The organism is Nonomuraea wenchangensis (genome assembly GCF_900111685.1).
Taxonomy (GTDB): Bacteria; Actinomycetota; Actinomycetes; order Streptosporangiales; family Streptosporangiaceae; genus Nonomuraea; species Nonomuraea wenchangensis.
Genome location: NZ_FOHX01000005.1, coordinates 588,722 through 601,783, shown reverse-complemented (window position 1 = coordinate 601,783; position 13,062 = coordinate 588,722). Strand labels below are relative to the sequence as shown.

The following is a 13,062-nucleotide window of genomic DNA, read 5'->3' as shown; positions in this document are numbered from 1 at the left end:
GGACCACCGGGCCGCACCGGCCTAGGGTGTGGTGATGACCACGATCGATCAGCTTGAGCCCATGCCCGGCGACTGGCGGCGTGCCCTGGCCATCGTCGCCCACCCCGACGACCTGGAGTACGGCTGCGCCTCCGCCGTCGCCGTCTGGACCGACGCCGGCCGCGAGGTCGCGTACGTGATGGTCAGCAGCGGCGAGGCGGGCATCGACACCCTGGACCCCGCCGAGAGCGGGCCGTTACGCGAGCGGGAGGAGCGGGCCGGCGCCGCCGTGGTCGGCGTGCGCGAGGTGGAGTTCCTGGGCCACCGTGACGGGGTCATCGAGTACGGCGTCGCCCTGCGCCGCGACCTGGCCGCCGCGATCCGCCGGCACCGCCCCGAACTGGTGATCACCCTCAACCCGGACGACACCTGGGGCGGCACGTACTGGAACACCCCGGACCACCGGGCGGTCGGCAGGGCCGTGCTGGACGCGGCCGGGGACGCCGGCAACCGGTGGATCTTCCCCGACACCGACGCCGAGCCGTGGGACGGCGTGCGCTGGGTCGCCGTCGCCGGCACCGACGCGCCCACCCACGCCGTGGACGTCACCGACGGCCTGGAGCGGGGGGTGCGCTCGCTCCTGGCGCACCGCGCCTACATCGAGGCGCTGACCGGCGAGGATCCGGAGAAGTACGCCCGCGACCTCATCGAGGGCCAGGCGCGGGAGGAGGCCGCGCGCTTCGGCGGCCGGCCCGCCGTGACCTTCCGCCTGTTCCCCAGGTGACGAGCACGACGGGGGCGGAGCCGTACGGCCCCGCCCCCGTCGTCAGATCAGCCGCCTGAGTGTCAGACCTGGACGCGCTGCTCCACCGCGCGGACGATCTCGGCGATCGCCTGCTCGACCGGCACGCCGTTGTTCTGCTCGCCGCTGCGGTAGCGGAAGGAGACCGCGCCGCTCGCGATGTCGTCGTCGCCGGCCAGCAGCATGAACGGCACCTTGGCCTTCTGCGCGTTGCGGATCTTCTTCTGCATGCGGTCGTCGGCGGTGTCGACCTCGACCCGGATGCCGTGCTCGCGCAGCTTCTTGGCGACGTCCTGGAGGTAGGGGACGTGGGCCTCGGCGATCGGGATGCCCACCACCTGCACCGGCGCGAGCCAGGGCGGGAAGGCGCCGGCGTAGTGCTCGGTGAGCACGCCGAGGAAGCGCTCGACGGAGCCGAACAGCGCCCGGTGGATCATGACGGGCGTCTGCCGGGAGCCGTCGGCCGCCTGGTATTCGAGGCCGAACCGCTTGGGCTGGTTGAGGTCGAGCTGGATGGTGGACAGCTGCCAGGTGCGGCCGATGGCGTCCTTGGCCTGGACGGAGATCTTCGGGCCGTAGAAGGCCGCGCCGCCCGGGTCGTCCTTGAGCGTGAGCCCCGACTCGGTGGCCACCTGGCGCAGCGCCTCGGTCGCCTCCTCCCACTCGGCCGGGTCGCCGATGAACTTCTCGGAGTCGTCGCGGGTGGACAGCTCCAGGTAGAAGTCCTCGAGCCCGAAGTCGCGCAGCACGCTCAGCACGAACCGCAGCAGCGACTGGATCTCCTCGGCCATCTGCTCGCGGGTGGTGTAGATGTGCGCGTCGTCCTGCGTCATGCCGCGCACCCGGGTGAGGCCGTGGACGACGCCGGACTTCTCGTAGCGGTAGACGGAGCCGAACTCGCACAGCCGCAGCGGCAGCTCACGGTAGGAACGGCCACGCGCACGGAAGATCAGGTTGTGCATCGGGCAGTTCATCGGCTTGACGCGGTAGTCGACGCCCTCCAGCTCGAAGGCCGGGAACATGTCGTCGGCGTACCACGGCAGGTGGCCGGAGGTCTCGAACAGCGTCGACTTGGTGATGTGCGGCGTGTTGACGAACTCGTAGCCCGCCTCGGCCTGCCGCCGGCGCATGTAGTCTTCCATCTCCTTGCGGATGATGCCGCCCTTGGGGTGGAAGATCGGCAGGCCGCTGCCCAGCTCGGGCGGGAAGCTGAACAGGTCGAGCTCGGCGCCCAGCTTGCGGTGGTCGCGCTTCTCGGCCTCCTCCAGGAGCTTGAGGTATTCGTCCTGCTTGTCGCGGGACTCCCATGCGGTGCCGTAGATGCGCTGGAGCTGAGGGTTCTTCTCGCTGCCGCGCCAGTAGGCGCCGCCGGAGCGCATGAGCTTGAAGGCCGGGATGGACCGGGTGGACGGCACGTGCGGGCCGCGGCAGAGGTCCTTCCAGCGCAGCTCGCCGCTCTTGGCGTCGAGGTTGTCGTAAATGGTCAGCTGTCCCGCGCCGACCTCGACGGACTCCTCGTCGGCGGCGCCGCCCTTGAGCCCGATGAGCTCCAGTTTGTAGGGCTCGCCGGCCAGCTCGGCCCGCGCCTCGTCGTCGCCGACCGGCCGCCTGGAGAACAGCTGCCCCTCCTTGACGATCTCGCGCATGCGCTTCTCGATGCGCTTGAGGTCGTCGGGGTGGAACGCCTCGGCGACGTCGAAGTCGTAGTAGAAGCCGTTGTCGACGGGCGGCCCGATGCCCAGCTTGGCCTCGGGGAACAGCTCCTGCACCGCCTGCGCCATGACGTGCGCGGTGGAGTGGCGGACGATCGCCCTGCCCTCTTCGCTGGAGACCTCGATCGGCTCGACCACGTCGCCGTCGGCGAGCTCGTGGGCCAGGTCGCGGGCCTCGCCGTTGACCTTGGCCGCGATGACCGTGCGGCCGTCGGCCTCCAGTGCGGCGCCGGCCGTCGTGCCGGCCGCCACCACACGCTCGGCTCCGGCGAGGGTGATGTGTAGCTCGGCTGACACGGTGACTCCTTGGGGTCGCGCGCCCGGCGCCCGGCACCGGGGCTGCTTCGGTGACGAACAACGATGCTATCGCGGGTGAAACCCCAGCTTTGTCAGGTCCTTCCTGGTGCCGTGGAAGACGTTGCGGTCCACGGGGCTCTGGGCGTACTGGTGGATGGTCCAGTCGTTCCAGGGTCTCGGCACGGCGGGGCGGCCGCGGGCGTGTTCGGGACCGGCGATCCAGAGGGGGTGTTCGCCGAGGCCGGCGCAGTGCCCGGAGTCGGCGAAGGAGCGGAAGGTGTAGATGAAGGGGCGCACGCCGGTGAGCCGCTCGACGTGGCTGCACCAGCGGCGGGCGTAGCGCGCGACCTGCTCGGGGCGCAGGCCGTCACCGGTCTCCAGGTCGAGCGCGATCAGGTCGCCGCGGCGCAGCCCGCCGGCCGACCTGATCGTGGCGAGGAAGTGGCGGGCGTGCTGGACGGGGTCGCCCTTGGGGCGGGCGAAGTGGTACGCGCCGCAGACGAGCCAGCTCTCCCGCATGCCGTTCCAGTTGCGCGCGAACCATTTGTCGGTCCAGTCGCCGCCCTCGGTCGCCTTGGCGAAGGCGAACGCCACGCCCGCCTCGGCGTGGCCGGACCAGTCGACCGAGCCCTGCCAGTTCGACACGTCTATGCCTTGCAGCACGCCCTTCACCTTGCCGGAGTTTATTGGGATCTCTCCCGCCTCAGCCCTTCGCCGCGCCGGTCAGCAGGCTCCGCGTGCGTTCCCGTTCGGCGAAGACGGCGCCGACGAAGTCGGTGACGCCGGCCCGCTCCAGCTCTTCGAGCTTGGCCAGCACGGTCTTCTCGTCGCCGACGAGGGCGATGTCGCCGGGGTTCGCCGCGCCCTCCCTGTCGAGCATGGCGCGGTAGGAGGGCAGCTGCCCGTAGATCTTGAAGACCTCGTTGGCGCGGGCGACGGCGCCCTCGGGGTCGTCGGTGACGCAGACGGGCAGCGCGCAGACGACGCGCGGCTCCTTTCTCCCTGCCTCGGCGGCGGCGGCCCTGATGGTCGGCACGATGTGGTCGGCGACGGTCTTCGGGCCGGTCATCCACAGGACGGTGCCGTCGGCCACGGTGCCGGCCATCTTGAGCATGCGCGGGCCGAGCGCGGCCACCAGCACGGGGAAGCCGGCGCCCGGGGTGCTCAGCTTGATGTCGGCCTTGAGCGTCTCGCCCTCGTAGCGGACGTGCTCGCCGCGGCTGGCCGGCACGAGGACGTCCAGATACTCCTTCATGTGCCGGCCGGGCCGCTCGAAGCTGTAGCCGAACATGTTCTCGATGACGATCTGGTGCGACAGCCCGAGGCCGAGCGCGAACCGGCCGCCGAGCGCGGCGTTGGCGGTCATGGCCTGCTGGGCCAGCGCGGCCGGGTGGCGCGGGTAGGTCGGCACGACGGCGGTGCCGAGCTCCAGGGGCGGCGCCTGCACGCCGGCCGCGACCAGGGCGGTGATCGCGTCGAGGCCGAAGATGTGGGACAGCCAGGCCGAGCTGAAGCCGTCCTCGGCGGCCTGGGTGATCTGGTCGCGGAGGCCGCCGATGGGGTCGGCGCCCGTGGGCTCGTTGAGGAAGTACCCGTAACGCATCGAACAGAACTCCATTCTGGTTGCTGACGTGAATGTACTTCGCACACCCCGACGCGGTCACCCGCCGCGCCGGGCCCCGTTTGTAAAGTGGCCTGCATGACCCACGAACGCGCCGGACAGCCCGCTCAGCCCGCCGACCTGGTCGACGTCCCCCGGCTGGTGACGTCCTACTACGCCCTGCGCCCCGATCCCGCCGAGGCGGGGCAGCGGGTCGCGTTCGGCACCTCGGGGCACCGGGGGTCGGCGTTCGGCGCGGCCTTCAACGAGGGGCACATCCTGGCCACCAGCCAGGCCATCTGCGAATACCGGCGCGAGCAGGGCACCGACGGGCCGCTGTTCCTGGGCATCGACACGCACGCGCTGTCGGAGCCCGCGCGGGTGTCGGCGCTGGAGGTGTTCGCGGCCAACGACGTCGACGTGCTCATCGACACCCGCGACGGCTACACGCCGACGCCCGCGATCTCGCACGCCATCCTGCGCCACAACCGGGGGCGCCGCTCCGGGCTCGCCGACGGGGTCGTGGTCACGCCGTCGCACAACCCGCCGGCCGACGGCGGCTTCAAGTACAACCCGCCGAACGGCGGCCCCGCCGGCACCGACGCCACCGGCTGGATCCAGGACCGCGCCAACCAGTTGCTGGCCGACGGGCTGAAGGAGGTCAGGCGGGTGCCCTACACCCGCGCTCTGGAGCGGGCCGGGCGTTACGACTTCCTCGGCACGTACGTGGACGACCTGCCCTCCGTGCTCGACCTCGACGCGATCAGGGCGGCCGGGGTGCGCATCGGTGCCGACCCGCTGGGCGGGGCGAGCGTGGCCTACTGGGGGGAGATCGCCGAGCGGCACCGGCTCGACCTGACCGTGGTCAACCCGCTGGTGGACCCGACGTGGCGGTTCATGACGCTCGACTGGGACGGCAAGATCCGGATGGACTGCTCGTCGCCGTACGCGATGGCCTCCCTGATCGCCGGCCGCGACCGCTACGACATCGCCACCGGCAACGACGCCGACGCCGACCGCCACGGCATCGTCACCCCCGACGGCGGCCTGATGAACCCCAACCACTACCTCGCGGTCGCCATCTCCTACCTCTACGCCCACCGCGACGGCTGGCCGACCGCCGCCGGGGTCGGCAAGACCATGGTGAGCAGCGGCATCATCGACCGCGTCGCCGAGTCACTGGGGCGGCGGCTGTACGAGGTGCCGGTGGGCTTCAAGTGGTTCGTGCCGGGGCTGCTGGACGGCTCGCTCGGCTTCGGCGGCGAGGAGAGCGCGGGGGCGTCGTTCCTGCGCAGGGACGGCTCGGCGTGGTCCACCGACAAGGACGGCATCATCCTCGCGCTGCTCGCCTCCGAGATCCTGGCGGTCACCGGCAGGTCGCCGAGCGCCCACTACGCCGACCTGGTGGGGAGGTTCGGCGAGCCGGCGTACGCGCGGGTGGACGCCCCCGCCACCCGCGAGGAGAAGGCGGTGCTCGGCAGGCTGTCGGCCGCGCAGGTGACGGCGTCGTCGCTGGCCGGTGAGGAGATCACCGCCGTGCAGACGTCGGCGCCCGGCAACGGCGCGGCGCTCGGCGGGGTCAAGGTCGCGACCGAGCACGCCTGGTTCGCCGCCCGGCCGTCCGGCACCGAGGACGTCTACAAGATCTACGCCGAGTCCTTCCGCGGCCCGGAGCACCTGGCGAAGGTCCAGGAGGAGGCCCGTTCGCTGGTCTCCGCCGCGCTGGCCGGCTGACCGCGCCCCAGGGTCAGGTCAGCTCGCGGGCCACGGGCGACGCCATGCCGGTGCGGCCGAGGTCGGCGTGGCGGGCGGCGGCCACGCCGTCGCGGTAGCCGGTGCCGCTGGTGCGCGGGACGCTCATCCTGACGCGCGGGTAGTGCGCGGCCACGGCGCGCTCCACCTCGGCGCGGCGGTCGGCGAGGACGAGCGCCGTCCCCGTGCCGGCCGCCGCCGCGCCGGCCTCGGCGTCCGCCTCGGCCGCGCACAGCAGCCGGTAGACCTCGTCGGTGAAGCCGAGCAGCCAGGAGCGCCGGTAGGCGCGCGGCGAGACGGCGTCACCCGGCGGCCGGACGCGGGCCAGCCCCGAGGCCATCTGCAGCAGCAGGGACGTCGCCAGCAGGTCGGCGCGCTCCAGGTCGGCGGCGAAGCCGAAGACGTGCACGCGGTGGCCGCCGTCGCCGTGCCCGATGAGCAGCGGGCGGCAGCGCACCGCCTGGGCGACCAGACTGACGAGCCGGGCCTTCTCCCGCGCCCAGGGGGCGGGCAGGGTGACGACGCGGTCGCCGGGCGTCTCGCGGTCACCGGCAGCCGGCGGCAGCGTGTCGATGCCGTGCTTGGCCATGAGCGCCGAGGCCGCCGCCATGAACGTGGCACGCTCGTGCTCGTTGTCGGTGCGCTCGGCCTTGGCCAGAAGCTTCCTGACGCGTTCGAGTGTGCGCTGATCGCGCAAGTGCCGCCCCCCGGGTGCCGCCGCTCAGTGCTTGGCGAGCACCCGCCCGTCGGCCCCGAGGGCGGGGAAGGCGCCCGTGTCCACGATGCCGTGCTGCTGGTACAGCGCCTCGATGAGGGCGTGTGCCTGCGGCTCCAGCTTCCACAGGGCACGATACTCGCGCGCGGTGGCCAGCGAGATGCCGATCTCCTGGGCGATGTCGACGGTGCGCGGCACGATGCCCTTGGCGATCTGCCGGTCCCAGTAGTCGCGGGCGGCCCGCTGCCGGGCGGCGCGCTCGGCGGTGGACAGCACCTGCGGGGTGGTGTCGAGCACCTCGACGTCCTCGTCCTCGTCGTCCACCAGCTCTGCCAGCGCGGGCGGCAGCGCCGGGCGGGCGGGCACCGGGTGCCGTTCGGCGTCGTGCTCCCACGGCACGCGCGGGTCGGCGTCGATGAGGGCGGTGGTGTTGTAGAGCGCGGCGATCTGGGCGAGCAGGGCCTCCTGGCGGGCCGGGTCGACGGCCAGGCCGGTGTGCTCGACGGCCTGGTCCATGGCCTTGTCGAGCCGGGCGAGGGCGGCCCGCATCTTGCGCTCGGAGGCGCCGGTCTCGCGCAGCGCCTTGGCCTTCTTCGCGGCCAGGGCGACGCGGGTGAGCCTGCGGTGGGCGTCCACCTCGCTGGCAGTGCGGTCGCTGACCTCGGCCAGGCCGAGCCGGACGAGCAGCCGCTCGGGGGTGAGCCGCCAGTTGATGCGGCCGGTGCCGCGGATGCGGTGGCGTTCGATGGCCATGCCGCGCTCCCACAGCCAGGCGGCGACCAGCGGCGCGGCGAGCCGGAAGACGGCCTCGGGCAGGCTGCGCGCGTCCATGGACGACAGGACGGCGGTCAGGCAGGTCAGCGCCCACACGGCGATGCCGTCGATGCCGGCGGAGAAGTTCTCGCGCATGTTGCGGCGGGCGCGTACGGCCGAGGTGATGATGGCGACCTCGATGAAGGCGAACAGGAGTAACCGCAGCGGCCCGTCCAGCCCGAGCACGTCGCCGGAGAAGCGCCACATGCCCTGTGCCGACACGCCGGTGGCGATGGAGGCGGCCACGATGGTCAGCACGTCCTCGATGGGACGGGGGGCGACGTATCTGGCGAACAGCCAGGCGAGGGCTCTCCAGGCGACCCTGATGACCAGGAACGCGAGCGCCAGCCCGAGGAGGCTGAGCAGGGTGATGACCGCGGTGGCGACCGGTTTCTCGGTGATGAAGGCGGTGATTTCCTCAAATGTCGGCATCAGTCACTATCCGTGGGGGGCGTTAACTCCGGCTCTATGCGACGAGATCATCGCAGAATGTCGCCAAATCTGTACGCCGAACACCGTCTGCCGTCCCAGTTTGCCCCGCTTTCACAGGGTCAACATCCCTGCCCCGGCCTGCCCTGACGGTGACACCCCCATGCACACCCGTCCGCTCGTACGGACGCGGAAGCACAATGGGGCTGTGAGCAGACGATCACGGCGACGGCGCGTGTTCTCCGGCGGTGCCCTGGCCCCCCGGGACGGCCACGGGCCGGGCGAGCCGCACGGGCCCGCGGCCGACGACGGCCTTCCGCCCGACGACCCGGCGGGCGGCCAGGGCGGCGTACGCGAACCGCGCCGGCCCAAGCCGGCGCCCCCGTCGCTGACCGCCGAGGCGCCCCTGCCCGAGCCGCCGCTCCACGCCGTGGCGGCCGGCCGATAGCGAAGCCGCCGAGGTCACTCGGTGGGGTGAGGGGTAAATTCGTCCTTTCGGAGGGGCCCGGCAGGCTCTCCAGGTGGGACCATCTATCGAGGGATTTATCCCTGGATGGTGCGCTATATCCCAGCAGGACGGACATGATGGCAGACAATGAGTTCCCGCTCGTCCAGTTCATGCGCGACGGCTTCGACCCCGTGGGCGAGCTCGGCCGCATCAGGAACGAGCATCCGGTCTTTCCGATGCAGATCCCGGGCGACCAGACCGTGTACCTCGTCACCCGCTGGGAGGACGTCCGCACGGTGCTCGGCGACCACGAACGGTTCAGCAACGACTTCGCGGGCGTCATCGGTCTCGGCTCCAACCAGGAGGACCCCGGCGGGCTGGGCTTCCGCGACCCGCCCGAGCACACGCGGCTGCGCAAGTTCCTGACCCCCGAGTTCACCGTCCGGCGGCTGCGCAGGATGGAGCCGCGCATCGAGGCCATGGTCGAGGAGGCGCTCGACCGCATCGAGGCCAAGGGCGCCGAGGGCATGCCGGTCGACCTGTTCGAGGAGTTCGCGCTGCCGATCCCGTCGCTGGTGGTGTGCGAGCTGCTGGGCGTCCCGTACGAGGAGCGGGCCGACTTCGTCAAGATCAGCAAGGACCGCTTCGACTTCACCGCCGGGCCCGAGGCGTCGCTGCAGGCGATCAACGACGCGATGACGTACCTCGTCGAGCTGGTCGCCAGGGAACGGCTCGACCCCGGCGACGGCCTGCTCGGCCAGCTCCTGCGCGAGCACGGCGACGAGCTCGACGACCGCACGCTCGCCAGCATGGCCGACGGCCTGCTGACCGGCGGCCACGACACCAGCACCAGCATGCTCGCCCTCGGCACGCTCTGGCTGCTGGAGCACCCGGAAGAGGCCGCGAAGGTGCGCGAGGTCGACGGCTACGTCAACGACGTCGTCGAGGAGCTGCTGCGCTACATGTCCGTGGTGCAGGTGGCCTTCCCGCGCTTCGCCCGCGACGACCTGGAGCTGCACGGCGTACCGATCAAGAAGGGCGAGATGGTGCTGTGCTCGCTCATCGGCGCCAACCGCGACCCGCAGGCGTTCGGCGCGGACGCCGACGAGATCCGGCCCGGCCGCGACGGCTCCCACACGGCCTTCGGCCACGGCATCCACCGCTGCATCGGCGCGCCGCTCGCGCAGATGGAGATGCGCATCGCCTTCCCCGCCCTGCTGCGCCGCTTCCCGTCGCTCCGGGTCGCGGGCGGGGTGACGTTCAGGGAGCTCGCCATCGTCTACGGGCTCAAGACGCTACCCGTAACCTGGTAGACGGGCTACGTTCGCCATGTGAGCGAGCCTGCTGCTGTTGACGCGCCCGTCATCGATCTGACCCGGGCCGGCGCCGTCGCCTTCGGGACCGACGGCGCGGTCACCGACACGGCCCGGGGGCACGCGGCCGCCTGGAAGCACGTCTTCGACGCCTTCCTGCGCGGCCGCTCGACGCCGTTCGACATCCGTGAGGACTACCTGCGCCATCTGGACGGGCGGCCCCGCCTCGACGGGATCCGTACGTTCCTCGCCGCGCGCGGCATCACGCTGCCCGAGGGCACGCCGGACGACGAGCCGGGCGCCCCCACCGTGCACGGGCTGGGGCTGGCCAAGGACCGGACGTTCCTCGCCCAGGTGGACGAGTACGGCGTGGCCGCGTTCCCCTCCTCCGTGGCGCTGCTGCACGAGCTGCGGCGGCGCGGCGCCAGGACGGCGGCCGTGTCGGCGAGCCTGCACGGACGACGGCTGGTGCGGGCGGCCGGCCTGTCCCACCTGTTCGACGTGATCGTCGACGGCGCGGACGCCGCCGAGCTGGGCCTCCCCGGCCCGCCCGATCCCGCCCTGTTCCTGGAGGCGGCGCGCCGCCTGGAGCTGCCGCCGGCCCGCGTCGCGGTGGTGGACGCCGCGCTCGCGGGCGTGGAGGCGGCGGGGAAGGGGGCGTTCGGGCTGGTCGTCGGGGTCGTACGCGAGAGCGGGCAGGCGGACGAACTGCGCGCCGCCGGGGCCGGGGCCGTCGTCGCCGACCTCGGGGAGGTCGAGGTGCGCGGGCGGGTCCTACCCTTGTCCCCGTGACCGTTCTCATCGATCCGCCCCACTGGCCGGGGCCGCGCGGGCTCATGTGGTCGCACCTGGTCAGCGATCACACGCTGGACGAGCTGCACGACTTCGCCGCGCTGCTGGGGGTGCCGGAGCGGGCGTTCGACCGCGATCACTACGACGTGCCCGAGACCGTGCACACGCGGGCGGTGTCGCTGGGGGCCGAGGCGGTCAGCTCGCGGGAGCTGCTGCGCCGGCTGGTCGCCGCGGGGCTGCGCCGCCGCAAGCGGCACCTCCCGCGGTGAGCGCCCGACCGGCGGCGGTCAGGCGGCCGTGAGCTCGGCGAGCTCGGCGGTCATGTTCGCGCGGGCCCGTTCCTCCCACGACGCCCGGCCGCGGGCGGTCCGGTAGAGGGCGGGGGCGGCGAGCAGGCGGCGCAGGACGTCGGCGCGGGCCGGCCTGAACAGGTCGTCGGGGACGTGGGCGTACTCACGGCGGACGGCGGCGGCGTAGGCGGCGTACCCGCCGGTCGGGCCGCCCAGGACGGCGAGGTCGGCGTCGCACAGCACGGCGCCGTTCGCGTCGCCGGCGGTGAGGGTGTCGTGGGCGGCGGTCAGCCGGACCAGCCTCGCCACCTCGGCGACCACGGCCGGGGGGACGCCGCAGCGCGGGAGCCTGGACTGGGCGAGCTGGGCGCTGCGTTCCTCGTCCCTGCCGGGGTGACCGTCATAGACGGCGTCGTGGAACCAGGCGGCCAGGCGGACCGCGTCCGGGTCGGCGGCGTCACCGGCCAGGTCGTCCACGGCGGCGAGCACGGCGGCCAGGTGGGCGCGGTCGTGGTAGTGGCGGTGCGGCTCGGACCAGCGGGCGATCAGCTCGGCGCCGGTGGCGAGGGCGGCGGGCGACGCCCCGGCGAGCCGCGCCCACGCCGCCGCGAGCCCGCCGTCACTACGGTGATCGATCACGCCCCCACCGTAAACGGCCGAGGTCCTTAGGGAGGCGCAGGGGTGCTCCCAGACGGCCGAGGTCCCTAGGGAGGCGCAAGGGGTGCCTGTACGACCGAGGTCCCTCAGGGAGGCGCAGGTGGTGACCGCAGACAGCCAAGGCCCCTCCGGGAGGCGCAGGGGTGTGCCCGTAGACGGCCAAGGTCCCTCTGGGAGGTATAGGGCGGTGTCTGGGGTTTTGGTAGCGTCGGGAGCATCGACGGGAGCGCGGAGGAGCGGCGGCGGCTGCTGCGGTGGCGGGAGCTGCGGGAGGTGCTGCCCGGGCGTCCCCGCCTCTCCCGGGCCGGCCGGGTGGCCGCGGCGGCGGACGTCGGCGATCTTCGGGAGCTGGCCAGGAGGCGCGCCCCGCGCATGGTCTTCGACTACGTGGACGGCGCCGCCGAGGGCGAATGGTCGATGGCCAGGTCGGTGGAGGCGTTCCACCGGGTGGAGTTCCGGCCGAGGGTGCTGCGGGACGTGGCCGAGGCGCCGACGTCGGTGGAGATCCTGGGCCGCAGGATCGCGATGCCGGTGGTGCTCGGCCCGACCGGGTTCACCCGGATGATGCACCGGGCAGGCGAGCGCGCGGTGGCGAGGGCGGCGGAGCGGGCCGGGGTCCCGTACACGCTGTCCACCATGGGCACCACCCCGGCTCCTGCGGTGACGGCGGCGGCCCCCGGCGGCTGGAACTGGTTCCAGCTCTACGTCGTACGCGACCGCGCCCGCACCCTGGACATGCTGGCCGTGGCCCGCGAGGCGGGCATGGACGTGCTGGTCGTCACCGTGGACGTGCCGGTCGCCGGGTCGCGGCTGCGCGACGTCCGGCACGGCCTGACGGTGCCGCCGTCCCTGCGCTGGCGCAGCGCGCTGCGGGCGCTGGGCCACCCCGCGTGGTGGTTCGACTTCCTGACCAGCGAGCCGCTGCGGTTCGCGACGGTGGACGGCGCCCCCGGCGACCTGGCGGGCATCACGAACCTGATGTTCGACCCGTCCGTGACGATCGCCGACCTGGAGTGGATTCGGTCGGCGTGGCAGGGCCCGCTGCTGGTCAAGGGCGTGCAGCGGGTGGACGACGCCAAGGACCTCGCGGCCGTGGGCGTGGACGGGCTGGTGGTGTCCAACCACGGCGGCCGGCAGCTCGACCGTGCCCCCACCCCGCTGGAGCTGCTGCCGGAGGTGGTGGACGCCGTCGGCGGCCGTACCGAGGTGTTCCTGGACGGCGGGGTGCGCAGCGGCGCGGACGTGGCGGCGGCGGTGGCCCTGGGCGCGCGGGCCTGCTTCGTCGGCCGGGCCTACCTGTACGGCCTGATGGCGGGCGGCGAGCCCGGCGTGACCAGGGTGCTCGACCTGCTGCGCGCCGAGCTCGTACGGACCCTGCAACTGCTCGGCGCCGCCGGCGTCGAGAGCCTGGACCGCGATCTGGTGCGCCTACGGCCCTGACCGCCGCGGCGGCCGGAAAAGCA

At 73.0% G+C, this 13,062-nt stretch carries 13 protein-coding genes; 7 read left to right on the top strand and 6 right to left on the bottom strand.

Translation table 11 applies throughout. The annotated features are described in order from the left end of the window. The first annotated feature begins 34 nt into the window (after positions 1-34). Positions 35-763 carry a PIG-L deacetylase family protein gene (locus tag BMW85_RS18670; RefSeq protein ID WP_091082980.1) on the top strand — a complete coding sequence of 243 codons (729 nt, stop codon included), beginning with the start codon at positions 35-37 and terminating at the stop codon, positions 761-763. 62 nt (positions 764-825) lie between these two features. Here the strand turns inward: BMW85_RS18670 and thrS are convergent, their stop codons facing one another. From thrS to BMW85_RS18655, 3 genes are all read right to left on the bottom strand, one after another. Continuing rightward, positions 826-2,790, bottom strand: coding sequence for a threonine--tRNA ligase (gene thrS / locus BMW85_RS18665; protein WP_091082721.1), 1,965 nt, complete (start codon positions 2,788-2,790; stop codon positions 826-828). Positions 2,791-2,856: 66 nt separating this feature from the next. Further along, positions 2,857-3,453 (bottom strand): glycoside hydrolase family 25 protein, encoded by a 597-nt coding sequence (locus BMW85_RS18660; RefSeq protein WP_177240739.1) that lies wholly within the window; start codon positions 3,451-3,453, stop codon positions 2,857-2,859. Positions 3,454-3,493: 40 nt separating this feature from the next. Then, positions 3,494-4,393, bottom strand: coding sequence for an LLM class F420-dependent oxidoreductase (locus BMW85_RS18655; protein WP_091082718.1), 900 nt, complete (start codon positions 4,391-4,393; stop codon positions 3,494-3,496). A gap of 96 nt (positions 4,394-4,489) precedes the next feature. Between BMW85_RS18655 and pgm the strand changes: the two genes are divergently transcribed. After that, positions 4,490-6,124: a phosphoglucomutase (alpha-D-glucose-1,6-bisphosphate-dependent) gene (gene pgm, locus BMW85_RS18650; protein ID WP_091082716.1), complete on the top strand. Its 1,635-nt coding sequence runs from the start codon at positions 4,490-4,492 to the stop codon at positions 6,122-6,124. A 13-nt stretch (positions 6,125-6,137) separates the two neighbouring features. On the opposite strand, the gene BMW85_RS18645 is transcribed toward pgm, so the two are convergent. Both BMW85_RS18645 and BMW85_RS18640 read right to left on the bottom strand, forming a co-directional pair. Beyond that, positions 6,138-6,839: a DUF2786 domain-containing protein gene (locus BMW85_RS18645; RefSeq protein WP_091082713.1), complete on the bottom strand. Its 702-nt coding sequence runs from the start codon at positions 6,837-6,839 to the stop codon at positions 6,138-6,140. A 24-nt stretch (positions 6,840-6,863) separates the two neighbouring features. After that, positions 6,864-8,102 carry a hypothetical protein gene (locus BMW85_RS18640; RefSeq protein WP_091082711.1) on the bottom strand — a complete coding sequence of 413 codons (1,239 nt, stop codon included), beginning with the start codon at positions 8,100-8,102 and terminating at the stop codon, positions 6,864-6,866. A 205-nt stretch (positions 8,103-8,307) separates the two neighbouring features. Between BMW85_RS18640 and BMW85_RS18635 the strand changes: the two genes are divergently transcribed. The 4 genes from BMW85_RS18635 to BMW85_RS18620 all read left to right on the top strand — a co-directional run bounded on the left by BMW85_RS18635 (position 8,308) and on the right by BMW85_RS18620 (position 10,921). After that, positions 8,308-8,547: a hypothetical protein gene (locus BMW85_RS18635; RefSeq protein ID WP_143082328.1), complete on the top strand. Its 240-nt coding sequence runs from the start codon at positions 8,308-8,310 to the stop codon at positions 8,545-8,547. A gap of 134 nt (positions 8,548-8,681) precedes the next feature. Beyond that, positions 8,682-9,860 (top strand): cytochrome P450, encoded by a 1,179-nt coding sequence (locus BMW85_RS18630; protein ID WP_091082707.1) that lies wholly within the window; start codon positions 8,682-8,684, stop codon positions 9,858-9,860. An 18-nt stretch (positions 9,861-9,878) separates the two neighbouring features. Continuing rightward, on the top strand, positions 9,879-10,652 hold the full coding sequence (locus tag BMW85_RS18625; protein ID WP_177240738.1) for an HAD family hydrolase: 774 nt from the start codon (positions 9,879-9,881) through the stop codon (positions 10,650-10,652). After that, a complete protein-coding gene (locus BMW85_RS18620; protein ID WP_091082706.1) occupies positions 10,649-10,921 on the top strand; it encodes a DUF4031 domain-containing protein in 273 nt (90 codons plus the stop codon). Before BMW85_RS18625 ends, BMW85_RS18620 begins: the two co-directional genes overlap by 4 nt. Positions 10,922-10,939: 18 nt before the next feature. Here the strand turns inward: BMW85_RS18620 and BMW85_RS18615 are convergent, their stop codons facing one another. Then, the gene (locus BMW85_RS18615) at positions 10,940-11,581 is read right to left on the bottom strand and encodes an HD domain-containing protein (protein ID WP_091082705.1); all 642 of its coding nucleotides are present in this window, start codon (positions 11,579-11,581) and stop codon (positions 10,940-10,942) included. A gap of 291 nt (positions 11,582-11,872) precedes the next feature. On the opposite strand from BMW85_RS18615, the gene BMW85_RS18610 reads away from it, so the two are divergent. After that, positions 11,873-13,039, top strand: a complete 1,167-nt coding sequence (locus BMW85_RS18610) for an alpha-hydroxy acid oxidase (RefSeq protein WP_091082703.1) — start codon at positions 11,873-11,875, stop codon at positions 13,037-13,039. The last annotated feature ends 23 nt before the right edge of the window (positions 13,040-13,062 follow it).